The 25,249-nt window shown below is 63.4% G+C and carries 25 protein-coding genes; all 25 read right to left on the bottom strand.

Features of this window, described 5'->3' with window-relative positions:
• Window positions 1-6: 6 nt before the first annotated feature.
• Window positions 7-855 carry a polysaccharide deacetylase family protein gene (locus G486_RS0107700; protein WP_034386935.1) on the bottom strand — a complete coding sequence of 283 codons (849 nt, stop codon included), beginning with the start codon at window positions 853-855 and terminating at the stop codon, window positions 7-9.
• 32 nt (window positions 856-887) lie between these two features.
• On the bottom strand, window positions 888-1,979 hold the full coding sequence (locus G486_RS0107705) for a YVTN family beta-propeller repeat protein (RefSeq protein ID WP_245587268.1): 1,092 nt from the start codon (window positions 1,977-1,979) through the stop codon (window positions 888-890).
• A 348-nt stretch (window positions 1,980-2,327) separates the two neighbouring features.
• The gene (locus G486_RS0107710; RefSeq protein ID WP_027015025.1) at window positions 2,328-2,852 is read right to left on the bottom strand and encodes a phosphoribosyltransferase; all 525 of its coding nucleotides are present in this window, start codon (window positions 2,850-2,852) and stop codon (window positions 2,328-2,330) included.
• 40 nt (window positions 2,853-2,892) lie between these two features.
• A complete protein-coding gene (locus G486_RS0107715) occupies window positions 2,893-4,269 on the bottom strand; it encodes an adenylosuccinate synthase (RefSeq protein WP_027015026.1) in 1,377 nt (458 codons plus the stop codon).
• An 80-nt stretch (window positions 4,270-4,349) separates the two neighbouring features.
• On the bottom strand, window positions 4,350-5,498 hold the full coding sequence (locus G486_RS0107720) for an ATP phosphoribosyltransferase regulatory subunit (RefSeq protein ID WP_027015027.1): 1,149 nt from the start codon (window positions 5,496-5,498) through the stop codon (window positions 4,350-4,352).
• Between the two features lie 97 nt (window positions 5,499-5,595).
• Window positions 5,596-5,784, bottom strand: a complete 189-nt coding sequence (locus G486_RS0107725) for a DUF2065 domain-containing protein (protein ID WP_027015028.1) — start codon at window positions 5,782-5,784, stop codon at window positions 5,596-5,598.
• A gap of 30 nt (window positions 5,785-5,814) precedes the next feature.
• The gene (hflC, locus tag G486_RS0107730; RefSeq protein WP_027015029.1) at window positions 5,815-6,705 is read right to left on the bottom strand and encodes a protease modulator HflC; all 891 of its coding nucleotides are present in this window, start codon (window positions 6,703-6,705) and stop codon (window positions 5,815-5,817) included.
• Window positions 6,706-6,717: 12 nt separating this feature from the next.
• The gene (gene hflK, locus G486_RS0107735) at window positions 6,718-8,085 is read right to left on the bottom strand and encodes an FtsH protease activity modulator HflK (RefSeq protein ID WP_027015030.1); all 1,368 of its coding nucleotides are present in this window, start codon (window positions 8,083-8,085) and stop codon (window positions 6,718-6,720) included.
• Window positions 8,086-8,155: 70 nt separating this feature from the next.
• Window positions 8,156-9,361 carry a GTPase HflX gene (hflX, locus tag G486_RS21760; RefSeq protein ID WP_051303274.1) on the bottom strand — a complete coding sequence of 402 codons (1,206 nt, stop codon included), beginning with the start codon at window positions 9,359-9,361 and terminating at the stop codon, window positions 8,156-8,158.
• A gap of 63 nt (window positions 9,362-9,424) precedes the next feature.
• Window positions 9,425-9,676, bottom strand: a complete 252-nt coding sequence (gene hfq / locus G486_RS23395) for an RNA chaperone Hfq (protein ID WP_027015031.1) — start codon at window positions 9,674-9,676, stop codon at window positions 9,425-9,427.
• Between the two features lie 101 nt (window positions 9,677-9,777).
• Window positions 9,778-11,121, bottom strand: coding sequence for a ribosome biogenesis GTPase Der (gene der / locus G486_RS0107750; protein ID WP_027015032.1), 1,344 nt, complete (start codon window positions 11,119-11,121; stop codon window positions 9,778-9,780).
• 14 nt (window positions 11,122-11,135) lie between these two features.
• Window positions 11,136-12,302 carry an outer membrane protein assembly factor BamB gene (bamB, locus tag G486_RS0107755; RefSeq protein ID WP_051303277.1) on the bottom strand — a complete coding sequence of 389 codons (1,167 nt, stop codon included), beginning with the start codon at window positions 12,300-12,302 and terminating at the stop codon, window positions 11,136-11,138.
• Window positions 12,299-12,970 (bottom strand): YfgM family protein, encoded by a 672-nt coding sequence (locus G486_RS0107760; protein ID WP_027015034.1) that lies wholly within the window; start codon window positions 12,968-12,970, stop codon window positions 12,299-12,301. Before G486_RS0107760 ends, bamB begins: the two co-directional genes overlap by 4 nt.
• Before the next feature lie 15 nt (window positions 12,971-12,985).
• Entirely contained in the window at window positions 12,986-14,245 is a 1,260-nt protein-coding gene (hisS, locus tag G486_RS0107765) for a histidine--tRNA ligase (RefSeq protein ID WP_245587270.1), read from the bottom strand.
• Between the two features lie 167 nt (window positions 14,246-14,412).
• The gene (gene ispG, locus G486_RS0107770) at window positions 14,413-15,690 is read right to left on the bottom strand and encodes a flavodoxin-dependent (E)-4-hydroxy-3-methylbut-2-enyl-diphosphate synthase (protein ID WP_027015036.1); all 1,278 of its coding nucleotides are present in this window, start codon (window positions 15,688-15,690) and stop codon (window positions 14,413-14,415) included.
• Complete coding sequence (locus G486_RS0107775; RefSeq protein ID WP_051303279.1) at window positions 15,690-16,715, bottom strand: helix-turn-helix domain-containing protein; 1,026 nt, start codon at window positions 16,713-16,715, stop codon at window positions 15,690-15,692. The genes ispG and G486_RS0107775 overlap by 1 nt, the downstream gene beginning before the upstream one ends.
• On the bottom strand, window positions 16,708-17,493 hold the full coding sequence (pilW, locus tag G486_RS0107780) for a type IV pilus biogenesis/stability protein PilW (RefSeq protein WP_245587271.1): 786 nt from the start codon (window positions 17,491-17,493) through the stop codon (window positions 16,708-16,710). The genes G486_RS0107775 and pilW overlap by 8 nt, the downstream gene beginning before the upstream one ends.
• Window positions 17,494-17,570: 77 nt before the next feature.
• Complete coding sequence (rlmN, locus tag G486_RS0107785; RefSeq protein WP_027015039.1) at window positions 17,571-18,692, bottom strand: 23S rRNA (adenine(2503)-C(2))-methyltransferase RlmN; 1,122 nt, start codon at window positions 18,690-18,692, stop codon at window positions 17,571-17,573.
• A gap of 97 nt (window positions 18,693-18,789) precedes the next feature.
• Window positions 18,790-19,215: a nucleoside-diphosphate kinase gene (gene ndk / locus G486_RS0107790; RefSeq protein WP_027015040.1), complete on the bottom strand. Its 426-nt coding sequence runs from the start codon at window positions 19,213-19,215 to the stop codon at window positions 18,790-18,792.
• Window positions 19,216-19,345: 130 nt separating this feature from the next.
• Window positions 19,346-20,662, bottom strand: coding sequence for a pseudouridine synthase (locus G486_RS0107795; protein WP_027015041.1), 1,317 nt, complete (start codon window positions 20,660-20,662; stop codon window positions 19,346-19,348).
• Window positions 20,659-21,546, bottom strand: a complete 888-nt coding sequence (gene scpB, locus G486_RS24500; protein WP_051303281.1) for an SMC-Scp complex subunit ScpB — start codon at window positions 21,544-21,546, stop codon at window positions 20,659-20,661. Before scpB ends, G486_RS0107795 begins: the two co-directional genes overlap by 4 nt.
• A 110-nt stretch (window positions 21,547-21,656) precedes the next feature.
• Window positions 21,657-22,733, bottom strand: coding sequence for an RluA family pseudouridine synthase (locus G486_RS0107805; RefSeq protein WP_027015042.1), 1,077 nt, complete (start codon window positions 22,731-22,733; stop codon window positions 21,657-21,659).
• A gap of 3 nt (window positions 22,734-22,736) precedes the next feature.
• The gene (locus tag G486_RS0107810; protein ID WP_027015043.1) at window positions 22,737-23,582 is read right to left on the bottom strand and encodes a peptidoglycan DD-metalloendopeptidase family protein; all 846 of its coding nucleotides are present in this window, start codon (window positions 23,580-23,582) and stop codon (window positions 22,737-22,739) included.
• Window positions 23,583-23,594: 12 nt separating this feature from the next.
• A complete protein-coding gene (locus G486_RS0107815) occupies window positions 23,595-24,368 on the bottom strand; it encodes a protein-L-isoaspartate(D-aspartate) O-methyltransferase (RefSeq protein ID WP_027015044.1) in 774 nt (257 codons plus the stop codon).
• Window positions 24,365-25,177, bottom strand: a complete 813-nt coding sequence (gene surE / locus G486_RS0107820; protein WP_027015045.1) for a 5'/3'-nucleotidase SurE — start codon at window positions 25,175-25,177, stop codon at window positions 24,365-24,367. The genes G486_RS0107815 and surE overlap by 4 nt, the downstream gene beginning before the upstream one ends.
• Window positions 25,178-25,249: the final 72 nt, after the last annotated feature.

Below are 25,249 nucleotides of genomic sequence, written 5' to 3' on the forward strand. Positions count from 1 at the left end.
CGCGCTCTAAGACAGCCTGTGCTGTGCAATCCAGTCCCGGTAGCCGGGATGCTGGGCCAGGGTACGAAAGCAAAATCCCTTGTCCAGCAGGCCCACGATCAGGGGTTCGAGCACGGCCTGCGCCCAGACACTCTTGCGCGACCAGATCCCCAGATGGGCCAGCAGAATGTCGCCGCTGCGGATGTTTTCCAGCGCCTGTCTGAGCAGCTTGTCATTGGGATGGCTCTCGCTGGGCAGCTCATCGCCCAGAAAGCCTGAGGGCGACCAGCCCACATGCGCATAACCGGCCTCGCGCGCCGCGGCCAGCAAGGCCGGTGAAGTCTTGCCTCCGGGGGCACGAAACAGGGGCAAGGGCTTGCGCCCCGTGATCTGTGCCAGCCTTTGCGCAGCCCTGGTGATCTGCTCGCCATAGCCTGCAATATCGATGGCGAAGCTGGTATTGGCGCGGGGCCCTGCCGAAGGCCGGACCCTGAAGCCCGTGACCGGCCCGCCGGCCCGGGCGCGCAGGTCTGCGCGCCAGTACATATGGTCCCAGGTATGGGAGGCAAACTCATGCCCTTCCCCCGCACGTGCCTGCCACCAGGGCGCCCAGTACTCGCCCAGGCAGCCGTCGCCCTGTTGCGTGGCTTCGTTGGCCGCAAAGAAAGTCACCTGCACGCCATGGCGCTTGAGCACCTGGGCAATCAGGTCGGCCACCCCCATATGGCCGGTATCGAAGGTCAGATACAAGGGCTGCTCACAGCCCCGGACTTGGGCCGCGCCAGGCCCGCCACCTGAGCCTGCGGCCAGGCTGCCGCGCACCAGCCCCAAGGCCGCCAATGCAGTGGCCGAACGCACCAGACGTCTACGATCCATGGCTATCTCCTTGGCAAGCCCGCTGCAGGCCTTCAACGCGCCGCATGGGCCAGAGTCCAGACGCCATGCGGGGACTTGCCCACGGGCACCTGCTGCACGACTTTCTTCTCCACCGTATCGACGATGGAGAGCTTGCGCGCCCAGCGCGAGCTCACAAGCAGATAGCGGCCATCGGCAGACACATCCATGCAATCCGGGCCGCCTGGGCCGGGATAGCTGTCCACGACTTCACGGGTCTGCATGTTGATCTTGCTGATCGTGTTGGCCACGCGATTGCTGACATACAAATGCACGCCATCGCCTGCGGCGCGGAAGGCATGGGCGCCAGCCGCCGTCTTGATCTGGCCCAGGCTGCGCGGCTCGGCACCGGCGAGGTCGAAGACCTCCACGCCATTGCCGCCCGTGAGTCCGACGAACAGCATTCGGCCATCGGGGCTGCCATAGACATCGGCCGGCATGGACCCCGTAGGTACGCGCGAGCGGATGGTCTGGGTCGCGATGTCTATGCTCACCAACTCATCGCTGTCCTGCATGGTCGAGTACAGCGTGGCACTGCCCGCATCTATCCACAAATGACTGGGCGTCTTGCCCGTCGGCACACGCTTGACCAATTGCGGGCTCTGTCCATCCCAACGGTAGAAGTCGATGTGATCCAGGCGATTGGCAGCCGTGACCAGCCACTGCATGTCAGGGCTGAAGCGCAGGTGGTAGGGGTCGGTGATGTCGCGTATCACGCGCTGCACTTGGCCGGTGCGCGGATCGACCAGGGTCAGCGAGTCGCCCAGTGCATTGGCCACGATCAGCGACTTGTCGTCCGGCGTCAGATAAAGATGGTGCGGCTCCTTGCCCGTGGGAATGCGCGCCGTCTCCTGCCAGCTCGCCGGGTCGATGACGCTGATGTTGGCATCCAGCGAGTTGAGCACGAAGATGGGCGTGGACCAGGTCTGCAGCGGCTGCACAGCCTGCTTGACCACCGCCGCCGCAGGCCGCGCTGGCCCAGGGCCTGGAGGGGCCGCCTCAGGCCTGGCCGCAGAGCCCGTCGACCCCAGACGCCACGCCAGGGCAGCTCCGCCCAGGACCAAGCCTGCGGCAATGATTACGCGGCCAACAGGGAAAGATTTCACACGACACCACTTTCTAAGATTGTGCGCAGTGTATCCGTCGGTGAATCCCAAATACTGCATGTTTCAAAAACACGCTCAAAAACCCACAGCCAGATTCTGGAGCCTCGACTGGCCAGCACCGCTCGTCGGGATGCAGCGTCCAGCAAACATGTAAAAAGAAGAGCTTCTAGCGCTTGCCTGTATTGGATTTCAAATATAAATCGATCTGAAACTGTTGACCAGAAGGCGCAAGCAGCTCATGAAAAATGAGCATTCCTCGAGCCGCACACCTCGTTCCGTGCCGCGCCACCCGAGCATCAAAAAAGGGAGCCCGAAGGACTCCCTTGATGCATGCGTACAAGCCCGGACTCAGAGCTTCCACTTGTCCATGAGCTCGGCCGGCGTCAGCGTGTCATAGGTCTCGAACGGCTGGTGAATCCAGGGGTTGGTGGCCAGGAAATCGACTGAATAGTCAGGCGTGAAGGCAGACACGCCCTTGGTCCAGATCACGGCACTGCGCAGCTCGGTGATCGGCGGATAGTTGGTCTTGAGCATGGCGATCACCGCATTGAGCGTGTGGCCCGAATCGGCGAGATCATCGACCAGCAGCACGCGGCCTGCAATCTCGCCCTTGGGCGTGGTGATGAAGCGCGCAATGTCCAGATGACCCTGGACCATGCCGGCTTCGGCACGGTAGGAGCTGGTGGACATGATGGCCAGGGGCTTGTCGAAAATGCGGCTCAGGATATCGCCGGGGCGCAGTCCGCCACGGGCCAGGCACAGGATGGTGTCGAACTCCCAGCCCGACTGATGGATCTTGAGTGCGAGCTTTTCGATGAGGTTGTGATACTCGTCGTAGCTCACATAAAGGTGCTTGCCGTCTTCGGTCAGCATGATGACTCCTGCTTGGGGGCTGTGTTTCAAGAACCGGCCGTCAGGCGACGGCATAGGGGTTGTGCATCAAAATCGTGTGATCACGATCGGGGCTGGTCGAGACCATGGCAATCGGCACGCCCGTGACCTCTTCGATGCGCTGCAGATATTGGCGCGCATTCGCAGGCAAGGCCTTGTAATCCGTAACGCCCACGGTGGACTCCGTCCAGCCCGCAAGAACCTCGTAGATCGGCTTGCAGCGCGAGATCTCGTCCGCCCCCATGGGCAGCAGATCGATTGTTTCGCCATCGAGCTCATAGCCCACGCACAGTTGCAGCTCGGTCAGGCCGTCAAGTACGTCGAGCTTGGTAATGCACAGGCCCGATAGGCCGTTGACCTGGGCGCTGCGCTTGAGCAAGGCCGCATCGAACCAGCCGCAGCGGCGCGAACGGCCCGTGGTCACGCCTTTTTCAAAGCCCACGGTGCTCATGTGCCAGCCCGGCGTGCCTTCCTTTTCCCATTCGAGCTCCGTGGGGAAAGGGCCGCCGCCCACACGCGTGCAATAGGCCTTGGTGATGCCCAGCACATAGTGCAACATGCCGGGGCCCACGCCCGAGCCTGCGGCCGCATTGCCGGCCACGCAGTTGGACGAGGTCACATACGGATAGGTGCCGTGGTCCACGTCCAGCAGCGTGCCCTGCGCACCTTCGAACAGCAGATTGCTGCCCTGGGCATGGAGTTCGTTGAGCTCGCGCGAGACGTCGGCCATCATGGGCTTGATCTGCTCGGCATGGCGCATGGCCTCTTCGTAGACCGCATCGAACTGCACTTCGCCGTTCTTGATGTAGGGCTTGAGCGCATCGCCGAACTCGAAGTTCTTGGAACCCAGCACATTCACCAGCACATGGTTGTGCAGATCCAGCAGCTCGCGCAGCTTGGCCGCGAAGCGCTCGGGGTACTTCATGTCCTGCACGCGCAGCGCGCGGCGTGCAATCTTGTCCTCATAGGCCGGGCCAATGCCGCGGCCCGTGGTTCCGATCTTCTCGGTGCCACCCTGCTCGCGCGCCGCTTCGCGCGCCACATCCAGCGCCGAGTGAAAAGGCAGGATCAGCGGACAGGCTTCGGACACGCGCAAGCGGTCACGCACCTGCACACCAGCCTTCTCCAGACCTGCGATCTCCTCGAGCAGCTTGGCCGCCGAAACCACCACACCGTTGCCAATGAAGCATTTGACGCCGGGGCGCATGATGCCGCTGGGAATCAGGTGCAAGGCGGTCTTGACGCCATTGATGACCAGGGTGTGGCCTGCATTGTGGCCACCCTGGAAACGCACCACGCCCTGGGCGGTCTCGGTCAGCCAATCGACAAGCTTGCCCTTGCCCTCATCACCCCACTGGGTGCCGACCACAACCACATTGCGACCTTTGCTAGCTTTCATAGTCCCATCCATTGAAATCCGAAAAACAGTCCCGTGCCGCGCAGCGGTACCCGTTGGCACCGCCTGCAGGCACTTGCCCACTACAGCGCCTTGACCACCCACTGGTCGCCCACCTGCACCAGCTCACGGTCGCAGTGGAATTCGTCCACCTGGCTCTCATGACCGGGCAGCACGCAGACCACGGTCTCGCCCTGGCGCCTGAGCGCGGCCACGGCAGCCGTGGCATGGGCATCGTCGAGCCAGGGCGCACGTATGGCCGCCTTGAGCGGGCGCTCGGGCACCACGGCCACGAGCTGCTTGAGGTCCAGGCTGAAGCCGGCCGCCGGGCGGTTGCGCCCGAACACGGCGCCGACCTCGTCATAACGGCCGCCGCGCACCAAGGCGTCGCTGGCACCGGGCACATAAATCGCAAAGCGCGTGCCGCTGTAGTAGGCATAGCCGCGCAGATCGGCAAGATCGAAGCTCAGATTCACACCATCGAGACGTTCGGCCAGCCAGCGCAGATGGGCCAGCACCTTGCTCACGCCAGCCACACCGCCCAGGCGCTTCTCGGCCTCGTCCAGCACCTCGATGCCGCCATACAGCTGCAGCAAGGCCATCAGGCCCTCGCGCGAAGTTTGGGGGAAGCCGCGCGTCAGGCGCTCCAGCTCGGTCGCATCCTTGACTGCCAGCGCCGCATGCACTTGGCGCAGCACGTCCATCTCCACCATCACGCCGGCCAGCAGGCTGCGCGCAATGCGCGCATCGCCCAGGTCCACGTTGATCTGCGTGACGCCTGCACTCCTGAGGCAGTCCAGGGCCAGCAGCAGGGATTCGAGGTCGGCCTCCAGGCCCGAGTGGCCATAGATTTCGGCACCGAACTGCAGCGGCTCGCGCGTGGAGCGCGGGCCGTCGGGACGTGCATGGATGACGGGGCCGCAATAGCACAGCCGGGTCAGGCCGCTGCGGTTGAGCAGGTGGGCATCGATGCGCGCCACCTGCTGCGTGGTGTCGGCACGCAGGCCCAGCGTGCGGCCCGAAAGCTGGTCTACGAGCTTGCAGGTCTGCAAGTCCAGCTCTTCGCCCGTACCGGTCAGCAGGGAGTCTATGTATTCAAGCAGCGGCGGCATGACAAGCTCATAGCCGTAGCCGCGCGCGGTATCGAGCAAACCTCGACGCAGTTCTTCGATGTGCCGGGCCTCTGAGGGCAAGACATCGGCAATGTGATCCGGCAGGACCCAAGCAGACATGGAAAAAGGGGGAGGCTGTTAAAAACGCGATTCTACCGGCTGTAACGCATACGCCCAAATTCAGGGCGCACAAGACAGCAGACAGTCCTTGGAGATTTCAGAGCAAAGCCAGCACCAGGGCGCCGACGATGATACTGAGCAGACCGCAAAAGCGCAGTTGCCCATCGCGCAACTGCAGCATCTGGGAAAAGACCCGGCGCCACAGATTGGGCGCCAGCAAGGGCAGCAGCCCTTCGATGACCAGAACCAGCGCCAGGGCCAGACCAAGAGAGCTCATGCCATCCATAGCTTGTCCTGTGACGCCGGTGTCCGGGGTTTACTTGCCTGCGGCACCGCCGCTGCGGTAAGCCTTGAAGAAGTCGGTCTGCGAAGGATCGAGTACCAGCACATCGCTTTTTTGCGCAAAGCTGGCCTTGTAAGCCTCAAGGCTGCGATAGAACTGCGCAAACTGCGGATCCTTGCCAAAGGCCTCGGCGTAGATGCGCGCAGCTTCGGCATCGCCCTCGCCCTTGAGCTTTTGCGCATCGCGGTAGGCATTGGCCACGGTGATCTCGCGCTGGCGATCTGCATCGGCGCGGATCTTCTCGCCCTCGGCCGCACCCGTGGAGCGCAGCTCGTTGGCCACGCGCTTGCGCTCGGCCTCCATGCGGCGATAAACGGACTCGGTAATCGTCTCCGCATAGTCCACGCGCGTGATGCGCACATCGACCACATCCACGCCCCAGGGCTTGGCACCACCGACGGTCTCCAGCACTTCGCGCTTGACATCGTTCATCAGCGCATCGCGCTTGCTCGACAGCAGTTCACGCAGCGTGCGGCGGTTGATCTCCTCCTGGAAAGCGTTGCGCACCACGCGGTTGAGCTGCAACACACCTGCCGCCTCATCCAGACCCACATTACGGATGTACTGCGAGGGATCGGAGATGCGCCAGCGCACATACCAGTCGATAACCACGCGCTGCTTTTCCGCGGTGAGCATGGGCTCGGTATCCGTGCTGTCCAGCGTCAGCAGGCGCTTGTCGATGTAGCGCACGCTCTGAAACGGCGGCGGCATCTTGATGTTGAGCCCTGGCTCCTTGATCACATCCTTGATCTGCCCCATGGTGTAGACCACGCCATACTGTCTTTGATCGACCACGAACAACATGGAGCTGAGCAAGGCCAGCACCACGAGAAAGCTGGTCACGATAAATCCGACTCGGTTCATTGTTGTTATCTCCTAGCGGGATTCACGCTCACGGCTGCGCGAGCTGTCGCGAGCGCGTCCATCATTGGGAAAAACCTGGACTGCAGGCGGTGCCGAAGAGGCCGCAGCAGGTGCAGCCGCCTCCTCCGAAGAGGTGCCTGCATTGCTGCTGTTGAGGATTTTGTCCAGCGGCAGGTACAACAGATTGGAGCCCTGGCGCGATTCCACCAGGACCTTGCTCACGCTGCTGTAGATCTGCTGCATGCTCTCCAGGTACAAGCGGTCGCGCGTGACCTGGGGCGCCTTTTGGTACTCGCTGTACAGCGAGCTGAAGCGCTGGGCATCACCCTGGGCTTGGGCCACGATCCTGGCCTTATAGGCACCAGCCTCTTCCTGCAGGCGCGAGGCCGAGCCCACAGCACGCGGAATCACATCGTTGGCATAGGCCTGGGCTTCGTTCTTGGCGCGCTCGCGCTCCTGCCCGGCCTTGAGCACATCGTCAAAGGCTGCCTGTACCTGCTCGGGCGGACGCACACCACCTTGCTGCAGGTTGATGCCCACAACCTCCACGCCTACCTTGTAGCGGTCGAGAATGGTCTGCATGAGGGTGCGCACGCGCGGCGCGATCTGGTCACGCTCTTCTGCGAGAGCCGTGTCCATGCGCATCTTGCCCACAACTTCGCGCACCGCACTTTCTGCTGCCTGGACCACGGCCTCGCCGGGATTGCGGCTCTCGAACAGCCAGGCACGCGCATCGCTCAGGCGGTACTGGACGGCGAACTTGATTTCCACGATGTTCTCGTCCTCGGTCAGCATCGCCGACTCGCGCAGGCCCGTGCTCTTGATGATGTTGTCACGACCCACATCGGCCGAGCGGATCTGGGTCACGAACACCAGCTCATGACGCTGCACGGGATAAGGCAGGCGCCAGTTGAAGCCTGCACCCACCGTGCTCTTGTACTTGCCGAACTGGGTGATCACGGCCTGCTGACCTTCCTGGACGATGAAAAAGCCCGTACCCAGCCAGATCAGCGCGGCCACGCCAGCGATCAGGAACACGCTCACGCCAGCGCCACCGCGCATCTCGGGCGGCTGACCGCCGTTGCTGCGGTTGGGCGGCTGGCGCCCACCCGACTTCCCGCCGAACAGCCCGGAGAGCTTGCGATTGAGGTCGCGCCACAGCTCATCCAGATCCGGCGGCTGGCCGGCCTGCGACGGCCTGGGGTTGCGGCTCGGCTCCGAAGGTGCAGGCGGCGGAGCTGGCGGTTTATCCGCCTGCGGTCGCTCGCCCTCTTCGTTCTTGTCATCTCCACGTCCCCAGCGGGGATCGTTCAGATTGAACATCCCACGCAGACGTTGCGGCAGCATCGCCCAGCGAAGGGCGTGATGTGAAAGCTTCATGCGAGAAATCTCGGTTTCTTCAATAAATACAGGAACCCTAAGGCATTTTGCCCAATAGCTTGCCGAAACCCTAGCATTGATCCCCATATCCAGAGGGCATCGCGGGGTCTGCGCCGGCGGGAGCCGGCTCTTGTGCATCGCCCTCCTGGGCATTGGCCCGCAGGGCATGGGCTGCAAGCAGCTCGCGCAGCTCGCCCAGCCCAGCCCCCGAACGGGCGCTCACGAAAACCCGCTCGACGGCCTGGCCTTCAAGCTCATACGCATCGCGCAGTTGCCGCGGCTGGCGCTCCGGGGCTACGGCATCGAGCTTGTTGAAGACCAGTACCAGGGGTACATCCTGCGCACCGATTTCCTTGAGCACTTTCTGCACCTGATGGATTTGCTCGGGAAATCCGGGGTTCGAGGCGTCGACCACATGCAGCAGCAAGTCCGCATCCACGGCTTCCTGCAAGGTGGCCTGGAAGGCATCCACCAGACCATGGGGCAGATCACGGATGAAGCCCACGGTATCCGACAGGGACACCGACTGCTGAGCCTCACTCAGGTACAGCTGGCGCGTGGTCGTATCCAGCGTGGCAAACAACTGGTCGGCCGCATAGGCACGCGCCTTGACCAAGGCGTTGAACAGCGTGGATTTGCCCGCGTTGGTATAGCCGACCAGGGAGATATTGAAGACTTCGTGGCGCTTGCGCTGACGGCGCTGCGTGGCTCGTTGCTTCTTGACCTTTTGCAGCCGCTCCTTGGTGCGCTTGATCGCATCGTCGATCATGCGCCGGTCGAGCTCGATCTGCTTTTCGCCAGGACCGCCGCGCCCGCCTATTCCCCCCATCTGGCGCTCCAGGTGGGTCCAGCGCCGCACCAGCCGCGTCGCCACATATTGCAGCCGTGCAAGCTCGACCTGCAGCTTGCCTTCATGGCTGCGCGCGCGCTGGGCAAAGATCTCCAGAATCAAAAGCGTGCGGTCGTTGACCGGCATCTGCAGGTGACGCTCCAGATTGCGCTGCTGGGCCGGGCTCAGCGCCTGGTCGAACAGCACTTCGCTGGCTCCATGCATCTGGGCCAGCATGCGGATTTCATCGGCCTTGCCGCTGCCCACGAACAGGGCCGCATCGGGCACCTTGCGCTTGCAGGTCAGGCGCGCCACGGGTGCCAGCCCCGCAGTGTCGGCAAGAAGACCGAGCTCCTCGAGCTCTTCGTCGAAATGGGGAAAGCCAAAATCCACGCCTACCAGCAACACTGGCGTGGGCGCGGCCCGGTCAAAAGAATCAGAACTCAAACACCTCTCCCTTGGGGTGAGGAGCCTTCCCGTGCTTACGGGAAGGCATCTGCGCCAGAGCTATCAAGCGCTGGCAGCGTTATCAGCGTTGTCGGCTGTAGAAAAGTTCACGGCGCGGCCGGGAACAATGGTGGAGATCGCGTGCTTGTAGACCATCTGGGTCACTGTATTGCGCAGCAGCACGACGTATTGGTCAAAGGATTCGATCTGACCTTGCAACTTGATACCGTTGACCAGGTAGATGGAGACAGGAACATGCTCACGACGCAGAGCATTCAGAAATGGATCTTGGAGGAGTTGGCCTTTATTGCTCACGATATTCTCCGTGTTCTAGGAGTGTTGTTGTAAACCGACACCTTACCACAGTGCTATGGAACCCTGGATATTCCAAGGTTTCCAATTGATACCGAAACAGATTATTTATCTTTTTCGGCAAAAGGATTATGAGAAGTCTTCATCTCTATGCGCAATGGTGTTCCCACAAGATTGAACTCCTTGCGAAAACGCCCTTCGAGAAAGCGCTTGTAAGCCTCAGTAACATGCTCCAGGGAGTTGCCATGGATGACGATGACCGGGGGATTCATGCCGCCCTGGTGGGCGTAGCGCATCTTGGGCCGGTACATGCCCACTTTCTTGGGCGTCTGGAACTGCACGGCCTCCATGAGCAGGCGCGTGAGCACCGGCGTGGGCATCTTGCAGGTGGCAGCCTTATGCGCCTGGACAATGGAGTTCCACAGCGGCCCCAGGCCCTGACGTTTTTGCGCCGAGATAAAGTGCATGGGCGCAAACTTGAGAAACGATAAACGCGTTTCTATGGAGCGCTCCAGCATCTGGCGCTGGTAATCATCGACCGCATCCCATTTATTCACGGCCAGCACCACGGCACGACCGCTTTCGAGAATGAAGCCCGCAATATGCGCGTCCTGATCGGTCACGCCCTGGGTGGCGTCGATGAGCAGCAGGACCACATTCGCAGTCTCTATGGCCTGCAGGGTTTTGACCACGGAGAACTTCTCTATGGCCTCGAAGACCCGGCCCTTGCGGCGCAGACCTGCGGTGTCCACAAGCTCGAACTTCTGGCCTGCGCGCTCGAACGGCACGGAGATCGCATCGCGCGTGGTGCCCGGCATGTCGAAGGCCACAAGGCGCTCTTCGCCAAGCCAGGTGTTGATCAGCGTGGACTTGCCCACGTTGGGGCGACCGGCCACGGCCAAGCGTATGGGTTTTTGCTCGAGGTCGGCCAGAGGGTCATCCTCGGGCTCGACCAGGTTCAGCGGCGCCAGGGCCAGCTCGACGAGCCCGCGCATGCCCTGGCCATGGGCCGCCGAGACCGGCAGCACCTCGCCCAGGCCCAGCTCGTAGAACTCGGTCAGCTGGGCGCCCTCCTGCATGCCCTCGGCCTTGTTGGCCACGAGCATGCAGGGCTTGCCCAGGCGACGCAGGTACTTGGCGATGTCGTGGTCCTGGGCAGAAAGGCCCGAGCGCGCATCGACGACGAAGATCACCACATCGGCCTCGGCCACGGCCTGCTGCGTCTGCTTGGCCATCTCCTTGAAGATTCCGCTGGACGCATCGGGCTCAAAGCCACCGGTGTCGATGACGATGTACTCGTGCTTGCCCTGACGGCCCTGACCGTAATGCCGATCGCGCGTGAGCCCCGCGAAGTCCGCGACGATCGCATCCCTGGACTTGGTCAGCCGATTGAACAGCGTCGATTTGCCCACATTGGGTCGCCCGACAAGAGCGATAACTGGCTTCATTCCCAAAAATACCTTTAATCCGGCCTAAAGCCATAAACAGTGCCGCTGCGGCTGACCACCACCAGGGTGTCGGCCACAGCCACGGGGGCCGCGGCCACGCCGGCGGTGTCCGTATTCAGACGCGCCAGCGCCTGGCCATCAGTCTTGGCAAACAGGTGCACCACGCCATAGTCATCACCAAAGATCACGGAACGCCCGAGCTGCAGCGGTGCCGTCAGGCGGCGATGCTGAAGCTTGTCCACGCTCCACAGGCGCGAGCCATCCACACGGCGCCAGGCCTGTACCGTGCCATTGCTTTCCGCACCGAAGATGGCCTGCTCGTCACCGGCGATGCCATCCGAGCCCTTGGACGGCTGGGTCCAGCGCACGCTGGCGGTGCGCGCATCCACGCAGCCCACGCTGGCCTGGAAGGCCCGCGCGCAAACACTGTCGCCGACACGGCTCACCGTGCCGACCAGATCAACCAGGCGCTCGACGTCGTTGGTGCCGCGCGGGCTGGCCAGAGGCACTTCCCAGCGCACCGAACCGCTGTCCGGGTCCAGCCCCACGAGGCGACCCGAGAGCCCCGCGACCAGGGTATTGCCCACAGCCATGAGTACGCCGGGCTGGCGCAGCACCAGGGGCTCGCCAGGGCGCTGGGCAGCCCAGAGCTTGCGACCATTGCCCGCGTCGAAGGCCGAGATCGTGCGGTCCGCGCCAAGCACGAACACACGGCCGCCGGCGACCAGCGGCGGCGTATAGGCGGCGGCAGCCAGCGACTGCTTCCATTGCTGCTGGCCTTGCACATAGACCGCGACCTGGTTGCTTCTGGTGAGCACGGCCACATGTTCGCCGTCCGAGCCCGCCCCGGCCGTGAGCGGCTCGCCCACGGCAAAGCGCGAAGACTGGGCGCCCGTGCGTGCGTCCAGCGCCGTCACGGCGCCGTCCTTGGTCACGACGAACAACGTCTCACCCTGCACATGCACCGTGGAAGCCAGGGGCACTTCGGCTCCCAGCTTCACGGTCCAGGCCTGGTGTACGGCCAGCAGGCCGGGGTTGGGGCCCAGGTCCTTGAGCTCGGGCTTGTCGCCACCGCCCAGCCAGGCGCAGCCGCCAAGGCTGGTGGCCAGCAGACCCAGAGCCAGCCAGCGGCCGGCTTTGCTGTACACGGGGGAAATCAGTTGATCGGCTGAAGTTTTCAAGATTGCTTCTCCGCTGTCGGTGTCTGGCCCGTGGGCTCGGCACCCAGAGCATTGAGCTTGAACTCCACCAGTCGTGCATATTCGCTGCCTTTTTCGAAGGCTGCGTGGGCGCGCTGGTATTCGGCAACCGCCTGCTCGCCCTTGCCCTGGGCAGACAGAAGATCGCCGCGGCGGTCGGCGACCAGGGCCGCATAGGCCTCGGGCAGCTTGCCATCCAGCGCCTTGAGCGCTTCGTCGAGCTGATCTTGCTGTTGGAGCACGGCGCTCAGGCGCAGCTTGGCCAGGCCCTGCAGGCCCTCGCTGCCTTTTTCCGCCACCCAGGTCAGGGCGGCTTTGGCCTCGTCGAGCTTGTCAGCCTCGACCGCAGCCTTGGCCAGTTGCAGCGCGGCCTGCTGGGCCTGCAAGGTGCTGCCGTATTCCTTTTCGAGCTCGGCCAGGGCCTGGCTGGCGCGATCCAGGTCCTTGGCGGCCAGGGCCTGGCTCACCACCGAGCTCATGGCCGAGGCCTTGGCTGCCTGGCGCTGCTGCCAGTACTGGTAGCCATTCCAGCCGGCCACGGCTGCGAATACGACGACCAGCACGCCGGTGATCAAGCTACCCCAGGTGTTCCAAAAATGCTTGAGCTGCTCTATCTGCTCTTGTTCTTCAAGGTCGAGATGATTTGCCATGGCTTGTTGATTCGATTAAGAGGCCGATTGTAGATTGGGCGCCCATTGGGCTACCTGAGCCAGGGCTTGTTGCTGCTGCAGACCTTCGCCGTCGCGCAGCGACTTGACCGTGACCATGCCTTGCTGCAGCTCGTCGGCTCCGAAGATCAGCGCATGGCGCGCGCCGCTGGCATCGGCTTTCTTGAACTGCGACTTCATGCTGCCCATGCCTTCGCTGCCTGCGGTGTGCATTTGCACGCGCACGCCGGCCTCGCGCAACTGGGTGAGCGTGGCCAGCACCTGGGGCATGGCCGCTGCATCGGGCACGATGGCATAGGCATCCAGCGCGGGCTCGGGAATGTCGGTACCCAGCTCCTTGATGAGCTCGAGCACGCGCTCCGCGCCCAGGGCCCAGCCCACGGCCGGCGCGCTCTTGCCGCCCACCTGCTCGATCAGGTAGTCGTAGCGCCCACCCGCACAGATCGTGCCCTGCGAGCCCAGCAGGTCGGTCACAAACTCGAAGACCGTGAGGTTGTAGTAGTCAAGACCACGCACCAGACGCGGGTTCACGCTCCAGGGCACGCCGTTGGCGTCGAGGATTTTCTTGAGGCCGTCGAAGTGGGCCAGCGAAGCCTCGCCCAGAAAGTCCAGCAGGCGCGGCGCACCGTTCACCATGGCCTGCATGGCCGGGTTCTTGGTGTCGAGCACGCGCAGCGGGTTGCTGTACATGCGGCGCCTGGCTTCCTCGTCCATCACGTCCAGGTGCTGCTCCAGATAGGCGATCAGCGCCGTGCGGTGGGCCTGGCGCTCCTCGGGCTGGCCCAGGCTGTTGATCTCCAGGCGCCACTGCGTGAGGCCCAGGCGCTTCCACAGCGCCACGGCCAGCAGGATCAGCTCGGCATCCACGTCCGGGCCCGCAAAGCCCAGCGCCTCGGCGCCGATCTGGTGGAACTGGCGGTAGCGCCCGCGCTGCGGACGCTCGTGGCGGAACATGGGCCCCATATACCACATGCGCTTGCCGCCGTCGTACAGCAGGTTGTGCTCTATGGTGGCGCGCACCAGGCTGGCCGTGCCTTCGGGCCGCAGCGTGAGTTGCTCGCCGTTGAGCTTGTCCTCGAAGGAGTACATCTCTTTTTCGACGATATCGGTCACCTCGCCAATGCCGCGCACGAACAGCTGCGTGTGCTCGACGATGGGCGTGCGCACATTGCGATAGGCAAAGCGCGCCATGAGGTCGCGCACCTGGGCTTCCAGCCACTCCCAGCGAGCGGACTCGGCGGGAAGAATATCGTTCATGCCTTTGACGGCGCAGAGTTTTTCGGGTTTGGCCACTTGGTTCTCGTTGTGATTCAGACGCAAAAAAAGAAGCTGCTTGCGCCCGTCATCTCTATGTTTGAGTATTAAAACAGCGCGAAATCTCCATGGATCAAGCGCTACCAGCTATCTATTTTGCTGCAATAAACCTAGCCCACATGCTTGCCGTAGGTACGCGCCACATAGCTCTCGACTACGGCCTGGAATTCCTGGGCAATGCCTTCGCCGCGCAGCGTCATGGCTTTCTCGCCGTCGATGTAGACGGGCGCGGCCGGTGCCTCGCCCGTGCCCGGCAGGCTGATGCCGATGTTGGCGTGCTTGCTCTCTCCGGGCCCGTTGACGATGCAGCCCATGACGGCGACCTTCATGGCCTCCACGCCCGGATACTGCATGCGCCACAGCGGCATCTGGGCGCGCAGATAATCGTCGATGCGCTTGGCCAGTTCCTGGAAGGTAGTGCTGGTCGTGCGCCCGCAGCCCGGGCAGGCCGTGACGCTGGGCACGAAGATGCGCAGGCCCAGGGCCTGCAGTATCTCGGAGGCCACGACCACCTCCTGGGTGCGTGCCTCGCCGGGCTGGGGCGTGAGCGAGACGCGAATCGTGTCGCCAATGCCTTCCTGCAGCAGCACCGACAGGGCCGCAGCCGAAGCCACCGTGCCCTTGGTGCCCATACCCGCCTCGGTCAGGCCCAGGTGCAGCGCATAGTCGCAGCGCCTGGCCAGCTCGCGGTAGACGGAGATCAGGTCCTGCACGCCGCTGACCTTGCACGACAGAATGATGTTGTCGCCGCTGAGCCCCATGGACTCGGCCAGGCGCGCCGAATCCACGGCCGATGTGATCAGTGCCTCGAACATGACCTGGCGCGTATCCCAGGGCTGGGCGCGGCGCGAGTTCTCATCCATGAGCCGGGCCATGAGCTCCTGGTCCAGCGAGCCCCAGTTCACACCGATGCGCACGGCCTTGTCGTAGCGGGCCGCAGCTTCGATCATCTGGCCGAACTGCTTGTCCTTCTTGTCGCCCTTGCCCACGTTGCCGGGGTTGATGCGGTATTTGGACAGTGCCTGGGCGCAGTCCGGGTACTCGGTCAGCAGCCGGTGGCCGTTGTAGTGGAAGTCGCCGACCAGGGGCACGTATTCGCCCATGCGGTCGAGCTGCTCGCGGATATAGGGCACGGCAGCCGCCGCCTCGGGCGTGTTCACCGTGATGCGCACCATCTCCGAGCCGGCCTGGGCCAGCTCGCGCACCTGGATCGCGGTCTCCACCGCGTTCACGGTGTCGGTATTCGTCATGGACTGGACACGCACCGGCGCATCTCCCCCCACGGTGACCACGTTGTTGCGCCAGACCACACGGGCCTGACGCGATCTGCGCGGCAGCGGCGCGGCAATCGCCATCGGCTGCGCTGCAGCGGAAAAATCCTGAGCCATTACCTCACCTCGAAGCGCGCCACATTGCTGCGCGCAATTGCAGCCAGATCCATGGCCTGGCCACGCACGCTGACCTGGACCGCGCCCGCATTGCCGATCACGACGGACAGCGGCAAGACCCCACTGGCCGTCAAGCTTTCGCCCACAGCCAGCGTTTTCTGCTCCACCACCTGGCCATGGCCATTCTTGACCTGAACCCAGGACTCGGCCGAGGCACGGATGAGCAGCAGCTCATCACCCGTTGCGGCCTTGTCCGCCGCTTGCGGCACTGCCTGGGCAGCGGCCGGCGACGGCGCCGATTGCAGGCTGGAAGCCATGGCCGCAGCGCTGGCGCTGACACTGGAGCCGGCATCGGCACCAGGATTTGTTGCCGACCCAGCCGGCACGGGCTCGGTCACCGGCTGGACTCCTGCGCCGGCCTGGGCTGCCTGCTGCACTGCTGTTGGCTCTGGCGGGGCTGAGCTGCTTTGTGCATCGCTTTGTGCATCGCCTGCTGCAGCGACCGGCGCACTGCCCTCGACCTGGGCCGCAGCCTCGTTCTGCAGCTCCTTATCCTGCCCCAGATCGCTGGGGAAAAAGTAGACCCCGGCCGCCGCCGCCAGCAGCAGCAAGACCACGAAGACCACCTTGGAAGTATTGCGCTCCGTACTCACGGGCGCGCCCACACCTTTGAAGCTGCGCTCCTTGATGGGCTTGTTGATGCCCGCCTGCCCCGGAGACAGCCCTTTTGGCATGCCCTGGGGAAGCAGGTCCAGCACGGGCTTGGCATCCGCACGCAGGCTGCGGCACACGCCCAGCGCCAGCGCGCGCATGAACACGTGGTCGGAGAACGCCGCATGGTCATCGCTCTCCAGGGCCTGCAGCTTGGCCGGCTGCACCTTGAGCGAAGCAGCCAGTCCAGCCTGGGACTGCCCCGCCGCTTCACGCATCTGGCGCAGCAGCTGGCCGGCCGTCACCTGCGGCTGTCCGTCATCGACAGGGCTGTCCACTTCGCTATCCATTGGCAGGCGCTCGCCTTCATTCATTGAATGCTCCCCGTTCGTAGGCCATCCACTGGCGCGAATCGGGAAAGCGCTTTTGCAACTGCTCGGCCAGCTGGCGCATCGCCACCTGATCCTGCATGGCCCGCTCCACCTTGATACCCAGCCACAGGCTTTCGGCATTGGCCTGAGCGCTGTTGTTCAAACGACGGATGTAGAACTGGGCTCGCTTGGTCTCGCCGCGCAGCACCATCACATTAGACAGGTGATAGGCCACGACAGGGTTGGCGGCATCCATTTCATAGGCTTCGAACAGGGATTTCTGGGCCAGGTCGAGCCGACCATCCTGGTGATAGCACAGGCCTTTGGCCAGCAAGGTCTTGGGAGCGCCGCGATAGCCGGGCTGGGTCATGGCCTTGTCGAACCACTGCTGGGCATCCGCAAACAGCTTGCGCTGGCATTGCAGCCAGCCATAGTTGTGCTGCAGGTCACCATCCTGAGGCCGCAGGGAGATCGCCTTTTGCAGGCTGGCATCGGCCCTGAGCCAATCCTGATTGCGCATGTAGATCAGGCCTTGCAGGCTGTGGGCATCGGCATTGTTCGGGGTCATGGCCAGAACCTGGCCCACCTCCTCGGCAGCCACATCCATGCGATCCGCCTGGAAATACGAGGCCGCCAACTCCAGACGGATGCGTGCGCGCTGCTGAAGATCGGCCTCGGGGCCGGCCGGAGCGTTCGCCGCCTGCGCATTCGCAGTCACCGAAGTCTGCTGGGTGGCACAGCCGGAAAGCAGGACAAACAACACGGGAAGCCCCCAACGCATGTACTTGCCTATTTTGTCTGTCGGCCTCAGCCCTGCCACTGACTTCATGAACGCCCCTCCTAGTATGAGATACCCCCTCAAGACAGTTGCTTGAGGACAATGGTCCGTTGCCTGGCCATGCGTTCGGCCGCCCTTGTACGGTCCTTGACATCGCCAGCCAGCTGGCCGCAGGCGGCGTCGATGTCATCGCCGCGCGTCTTGCGTACCGTAGTCACGATGCCCGCATTGCCAAGCAGATTTGCAAACTCCGTCACCCTTGCAGCCGGAGAGCGCAGCAGGCCCGATGCCGGAAAAGGGTTGAACGGAATGAGGTTGAACTTGCACCAGTTGCGGCCATCGCCGCGCGCGCGCACTAACTCTATCAGCTGGCGGGCATGCTCGGGTTTATCGTTGACACCATCGAGCATGCAATATTCGAAGGTGATGAAATCGCGCGGCGCAAACTCCAGATAGCGCACACAGGCATCGAGCAGCTCGCTCAAGGGATATTTGCGGTTCAAGGGAACCAGGTGATCCCGCAACTCGTCATTCGGCGCATGCAGGGAGACGGCCAGTGCCACGGCACAGTCTCCGGCCAGACGATCCATCATGGGCACCACGCCCGAGGTCGAGACCGTCACGCGGCGCCTGGACAGGCCATAGCCATGGTCTTCCAGCATGACGCGCAGCGCAGGCACCAGGGCAGTGTAGTTCTGCAAAGGCTCGCCCATGCCCATCATGACCACATTGGAGATCACGCGCTCGCTGCTGCCAAGGCGCTTTCGCAGCGCATGCTCGGCATACCACAGCTGGGCCAGGATCTCGCCTGTGGAGAGGTTGCGGCTGAAACCTTGATGACCCGTGGAGCAGAAGCGGCAGCCCACGGCACAGCCGGCCTGAGAGGACACGCACAACGTTCCTCGGTCATCCTCGGGAATGAAAACGGATTCGACGGCATTGCCGTCACCCACGTCGAACAGCCACTTCACTGTTCCATCGGTGGACACATGCTCGGAAACCACGGGCAAGGCCGTGATGTGGGCCCGGTCTTTGAGTTTTTCACGCAAGGACTTGGCCAGATCGCTCATCTGATCGAAATCGCTGGCGCCGCGCTGGTGAATCCAGCGAAAAAGCTGCGTAGCGCGGAAACGCTTCTCACCAAGCTGCTCGCAATATGCGGCCAGCCCATCGAGATCAAAATCAAGCACGTTGGTGTTCATGTCGGCAGGCCCATGCCACGCTGCTCTCGGCTCCCCCTCAGGCGACAGTGGCCTGCACACGGGCAGGCCACCGATCGGCCAAGGGTAAAAGCGCGGATTAGCGCGAGTAGACGTTCATGCCGGGGAAGAAGAAAGCCACTTCCACGGCAGCGGTTTCAGCAGCGTCCGAGCCATGCACGGCGTTGGCATCGATGCTGTCGGCGAAGTCGGCGCGAATCGTGCCCTTCTCAGCCTTCTTGGGGTCGGTGGCGCCCATCAGTTCGCGGTTCTTGAGGATGGCGTTCTCGCCTTCCAGGGCCTGGATCATCACAGGACCGGAGATCATGAAGTCGACCAGATCCTTGAAGAAGGGGCGCTCCTTGTGCACTGCGTAGAACTGCTCGGCCTCGCCGCGCGACAGATGAGCCATCTTGGCTGCGACCACCTTGAGGCCTGCAGCCTCGAAGCGCGCATAGATCTGGCCGATGACATTCTTGGCAACGGCGTCGGGCTTGATGATGGAAAGAGTACGTTCTATGGCCATGATGTTGATTCTTTCTAACCAGGGTTACTATGGATTTTTGCCCCATTGGCAAAACCGCCCATTCTAACGGTGCCAGCAAACTCCCACGCAAACCCTTAAAGCCCGGATACTGTCCTCTGCTAGCAGAGCATCAACGCTTGCGTCCCCCGGGACCGCGCTTGGCATTCTGGCGCGCACGCGTCAGGCTGTCCGAGCCTATATAACCCACCGAGGTACGCATGGGATCCGGCTGAGAGCTCTGCCCCCGGCCTCCCTGGCGAGCTGCCCCGCCTGCAGTCTTGCGCGGCGCACGGTCCAGCATCGCATGGGGAGCCGGGCGCTGGCCATCGAAGTCGCGCGCCCCACCTTCACGCCGGTCCGCACCGCGAGCGCCCTGCCCACCACGGCGACCGCCCTTTGCTGCTGCACCACCCACAGCAGGGGGTCGGGCCTTGACGCCAGCCGCCGACATCAGCGCCTGTATGTCAGCCTGATCGAGCTCCACCCAGGCACCGCGCTTGAGACCGCGCGGCAGCACCATGGCACCGTAGCGGATGCGGATCAAACGGCTTACCGCATGGCCCACGGCTTCAAACATGCGCCGAACCTCACGGTTGCGCCCTTCGGAAATCGTGACTTTGTACCAGCAGTTCGCGCCCTCGCCCCCACCTTCTTCGATGGAGCCAAAGGCGGCCACGCCGTCCTCCAATTGCACGCCATCGGTCAGGCGCTGCTTTTCTTCCTTGCTGAGCGCGCCCAGCACACGAGCTGCATATTCGCGCTCCAGGCCAAAGCGCGGATGCATCAGCGAATTGGCCAGCTCACCCGAGCTGGTAAACAGCAACAACCCTTCGGTGTTGAGGTCCAGACGCCCGACGGACTGCCATTTGCCATGCTGGAGCTTGGGCAGCTTTCTGAAGACCGTGGGGCGGTTTTGCGGGTCATCATGCGTGACCACCTCGCCCACAGGCTTGTGATAGGCAATCACGCGCGCCGGCGGCGGCTCTATGCGAAAGCGTATGGGCTTGCCGTTGAGCTTGACCTGGTCGCCAAACTGTATGCGCTGGCCTATATGGGCAGGCTCGTTGTTGACCGAGATGCGGCCTTCGAGAATCAGCTGCTCCATCTCCAGGCGCGAACCCAGGCCCGCCTGAGCCAGCACCTTGTGCAGCTTGGGCGAATCCATCTGGGGCAAAAGTACGCGCTTGGCCGGCATGGCATCGGCACTGTCTTCGGCAGCATCGAGCTCGCCCGAGACCACATCGGCAAATCCATAACCCTGGACGGCCAGGGCCGGCGAGGCCTCCTGAGCCCTGGTGTCGCCATCGCGCGGCTTGCGCCCTGGCTTGGGCCCACGCAGATGCGGCGGCCTGGCCGGTTTGCGCCCTGTCTCACCTGCGCCTGCTCTTGTCGAAGCCGCCGGCTCGGCGGCCGCATCCTCATCCAGGCGGTTGGAATCGTCGTTCATTCTTCATCCTTAGCTGTGCTCTGCTGCTGAGCACCATTCATGTTCGTAGCCTGCTCCGGCGCCAAGTCCTGTTCGGCCTCTTGTTCCCGCAAAGGCAACGCCTGCTGCGACGGGCTTGGCAGCCCATCTTCATCCCTGTCATCACTCTCGGCCTCAGGCCTTCCATCCTCCCGCCCTTGGCCCGCTGGCTCCAGAGCAGACGCATCCTGCTGCAGCCCAGGCTCGGCGGCCCCAGTCTTCGGCGGCTCCGGCTCCGGCTCCGGCTGCTGCAGCTGGTCCTGAGCGGCTTCGGCAGGCAATGCACCTTCAACCGGCTCGCCTGCTGCTTCTTCACCCGCCTCTTCCAGAGCCTTGAACAGACTTTGCTGGGACTGCGGCTCCTCCAGCATGGGCAGTTGATCCAGGGCTTGAAGTCCCAGATCGTCGAGGAACTGGCGCGTGGTCGCGAACAAGGCCGGCCGGCCCACGGTTTCCCGATGGCCTATGACCTCGACCCAGCCTCTGTCCTCAAGCTGCTTGATGATCAGACTGTTCACAGTCACGCCGCGGATGTCCTCGATGTCGCCACGAGTCACAGGCTGGCGGTAGGCAATGATGGCCAGCGTCTCCAGCGCAGCTCGCGTATAGCGCGGCGGCTTTTCAGGGTGCAGCCTGTCCAGATAGATGCGCATCTCGGGACGGCTTTGAAAGCGCCAGCCCGAAGCGACCTGCACCAGCTCCACCCCCTTGAGCGCCCAGTCCTTTTGCAGGTCCAGCAACAAGTCCTTGAGCGTATCCGAGCCCAGCACGTCATCGAACAGGGTGCGCAGCTCACGCAGCGTCACGGGCTGCTGTGCACAGATCAATGCAGTTTCCAGGACCCGCTTGGCATCTACCGTATTCATGGCACAGCGTTTCGGGGACATGGGCCCCAGTCCAGCCAGAGGCCGGGCATGGGTGCCGGATCAAAGAAGAAAGGGAGAGAAGTGCCCCACACACGCCATGCGAGAGATGGTCAGAGGCTGTGGCTGCGATTGTAGCTCAGACCCAAAACCCCGAGCGCCTGCGCCATGTCCTGCGGCAACTCGGCACGCAAATCCAGCGCCTGACCTGTCATCGGATGCACGAAGGCCAGGCGAAACGCATGCAAGGCCTGACGACTCAGCCCCGCAGCTTCACGCCCGCCATAGACCGCATCGGCCACCAGCGGATGGCCCAGCCAGGCCATGTGCACACGTATCTGGTGTGTGCGTCCGGTATGCAGGCTGCAGCGCACCAGGCTGTAGTCCTGGTTGCCATCGAGCAGCTCTATGTCCGTGCGCGCCGTCTTGCCCGCATGCTGGGCCAGGTCGACCACGGCCATGCGCAGGCGGTTGCGCGGATCTCGCCCTATCGGCTGACTCACCTCGCGCAACCGACGCGTGCCCCAGGCCTTATGCCCCAGGTTATGTCCCAGAGCCAGATACTGGCGACTGACCTCACGCACGGCGATCAGGGCCACGAGCGCATCCATGGCGGCCCGGCTTCTGGCCACAACCATCAGGCCACTGGTGTCCTTGTCCAGCCGGTGCACAATGCCGGCGCGTGGCACCTCGCGCGCCCGCGGATCGCGGGCCAGCAAGCCATTGAGCAGCGTTCCCGTCCAGTTGCCAGGCGCCGGATGCACGACCAGACCTGCGGGCTTGTTCACGACCAGCAGGTGCTCATCCTCATACACCACATCCAGCGCCATGGCCTCGGGCTGAAAGGCCATGCTTTGCTGCGTCGGCCGCATCTCCAGCACAAGGCACTGGCCTGCGGTGACCTTGGTCGAAGGCTTGGACAGCGGCCTGCCTGCCAGCGAGACCGCTCCCAAGGCCAACAGTTGCTGCAGATAGCTGCGCGAGAATTCGGGCACGCACTCGGCCAACACCTTGTCCGCACGCTGGCCGTGCATGACCGCAGGCACGCAGATGTCGCGCAGCTCGGTTGCGTCCTCGACCTCCCCAGACTCGACTTCCTCGGCCTCGCTGCCCAGAGCTTCGATCGTAGAAACGCCAAGCCCCTGCGAGGCAGGGGCTTGCGCTTGGCCTTTGCCTGAAGCCTTGACCATCGATTAACGCTGGGGCAGATAGCGTGCGGGATCCACGGGCTTGCCCTGGCGGCGCACTTCGAAGTGCAGCTTGACGCGATCTGCATCCGTGCTGCCCATCTCGGCAATCTTCTGGCCCTTGCGCACCGACTGGTCTTCCTTAACCAGCAACGCCTGATTGTGGGCATAGGCCGTAAGGTAGGTGTTGTTGTGCTTGAGGATGATGAGGTTGCCATAGCCGCGCAACCCGGCCCCTGCATAGACCACACGCCCATCGGCTGCGGCCACCACCGGGTCACCGGCCTTGCCCGCAATATCAAAGCCCTTGTTGCGCGACTCGTCAAAGCCAGCAATCAAAGCTCCTGGAGCCGGCCAGATGAAATCCAGCTCGTCGCCGCCCTTGGCGGCAGGTGTGACCGGCGTCGTTGCCGGGGGCTGGGTTGCGGGCGCCACTGCAGCCTGGTTGCTGCCTATGGGCGTGACCACCACGCCAGAAGTCGATGCCGAACTCGAACCAGTACGCGCGCTGTCGGCGCTGCTGCCCGCACTCGCCGTGATGCTGGGTGGCACCACGCGCAACACTTGTCCCACCTCGATGAGGTTGGGAGTGTCCAGACTGTTCCAGCGAGCGATGTCTTTCCAGCTCTGCCCAGCCTCCAGGCCAATCCTGATCAAGGTGTCGCCAGGCCTGACCGTGTAATAGCCCGGCTTGCCTGCATTCTCCGCGCCAGGCAGCGGCTTGGCACTGGCAGACACCGGAGCACCCCGATCTTCAACAGGAGCCCTGTTGTCTTGGGAAGCGCAGCCGGTCAGCACCATTGCCGCAAGCGCGCATGCACCCAAAGCTCCAAGACCTCTCGATACCAACATAAATATTCCCTTCTAGGCGATCCCCGATTTTAGGGGGACAAAATTCACGGCTTCCAGAACCGACTGAGTAAACCCATAGGAACTCTTGTCAATTACCAGCAAGGCCTGACGACCGGGGGCAACCACCATGGGCGCAATCAAGCGCCCACCCACAGCCAGTTGCTCGCACCAGGCGTCAGGCATGTTCTCTCCACCAGCCGCAGAGATGATGCCCGCATAGGGCGCACCACCCGCATAGCCCAGCATGCCGTCACCAAAAATCAAATGTACATTGGCCAGGCGCCAGGGGCGCAGATTGTTGCGCGCCTTCTCGTGCAGGCCCCGCAGCCGCTCTATGGAATAGACCTCGCGCGTCACCCTGGCCAGCACGGCTGCCTGATAACCGCAGCCCGTGCCGATCTCCAGCACCCGCCCCCGGCCATCTCTTGCAGCATCGCAATCAAGCAGCAGCTCGATCATGCGCGCCACCACACTGGGTTTTGAAATGGTCTGACCCAGCCCTATGGGCAGGCTGGTGTCTTCATAGGCCTGGTTGACCAGGGCACTGTCGACAAAGCGATGACGCTCAACGCCTCCCATGGCTTCGAGCACGGCGGCCGACTTCAGGCCGGACGCGGCCAGCCTTTGCACCATGCGTGCGCGCACGGCTGCCGAATCCAACCCCAGCCCCGAGGGCATGGGCACAGCGCCGGGCTGGGCCGGGCGCGGCTGCACGCTCCTGGCCGACGCCGGGGGCGCACCCTGGGCAGAGCGCGCAACCCACGAGGGCAGACGACGCTCGCTCACGCCAGCCCCGCCATGCCTGCCTCCAAGGCTGGAGCGCGCACGGCGCCAGCGTGCCCGGCCAGCCTGGCAGCAGTCTGGGCCCAATAGCCGAGATGCTCATGATCCGTCAAATCCACCTTGAGCGGCGTCATGGAGACATGACCATGTGCCGTGGCATGGAAATCCGTGCCCTCGGAATCATCCTTGGCCGCGCCCGCACTGCCTATCCAGTACATGGTCTCGCCACGCGGGCTTTGCTGGGTGATCACGCGCTCAGCCGCATGGCGCCTGCCGAGACGGCACAGCTTGAGCGGCTTGAGCGCCTGCAGAGGCATATTCGGAATGTTCACGTTGAGCAGCCAGGGCGCGGTGCCGATGAGGCTCTGGGACTGCATGTCCGCGACCATGTTCCTCGCGGCAGCAGCAGCGGCCTCGATCTCGGCCCAGCCCTTGTCCACCTGGGAAAAGGCGATCGCGGGAATGCCGAACAAAAAGCCCTCCATGGCCGCGCCCACGGTGCCCGAGTAGATGGTGTCATCGCCCATGTTGGCGCCATTATTGATACCCGAGACCACCAGGTCGGGCCGATAGCCAAGCAAGCCCGTGAGAGCTATGTGCACGCAATCCGCAGGCGTGCCGTTGACATAGCGAAATCCGTTGTGGGCCGTGTGCACATACAGCGGGGCGTTCAGCGTCAAGGCATTCGACTTGGCGCTGTTGTTGTGCTCGGGTGCCACCACTTCAACCTCGGCGACCTCGCGCAGCGCCTCGTACAAGGCCACGATGCCTGGGGCCTGATAGCCGTCGTCGTTGGAAATGAGGATCTTCATGGGTACAGCAAATAGTGCAGCGAATTGTAGGCGGCTGCTGGTCGCCCCTGGGACATGCAGGTTCCAGCCACG

It is taken from the genome of Comamonas composti DSM 21721, from assembly GCF_000429845.1.
Taxonomy (GTDB): Bacteria; Pseudomonadota; Gammaproteobacteria; order Burkholderiales; family Burkholderiaceae_C; genus Comamonas; species Comamonas composti.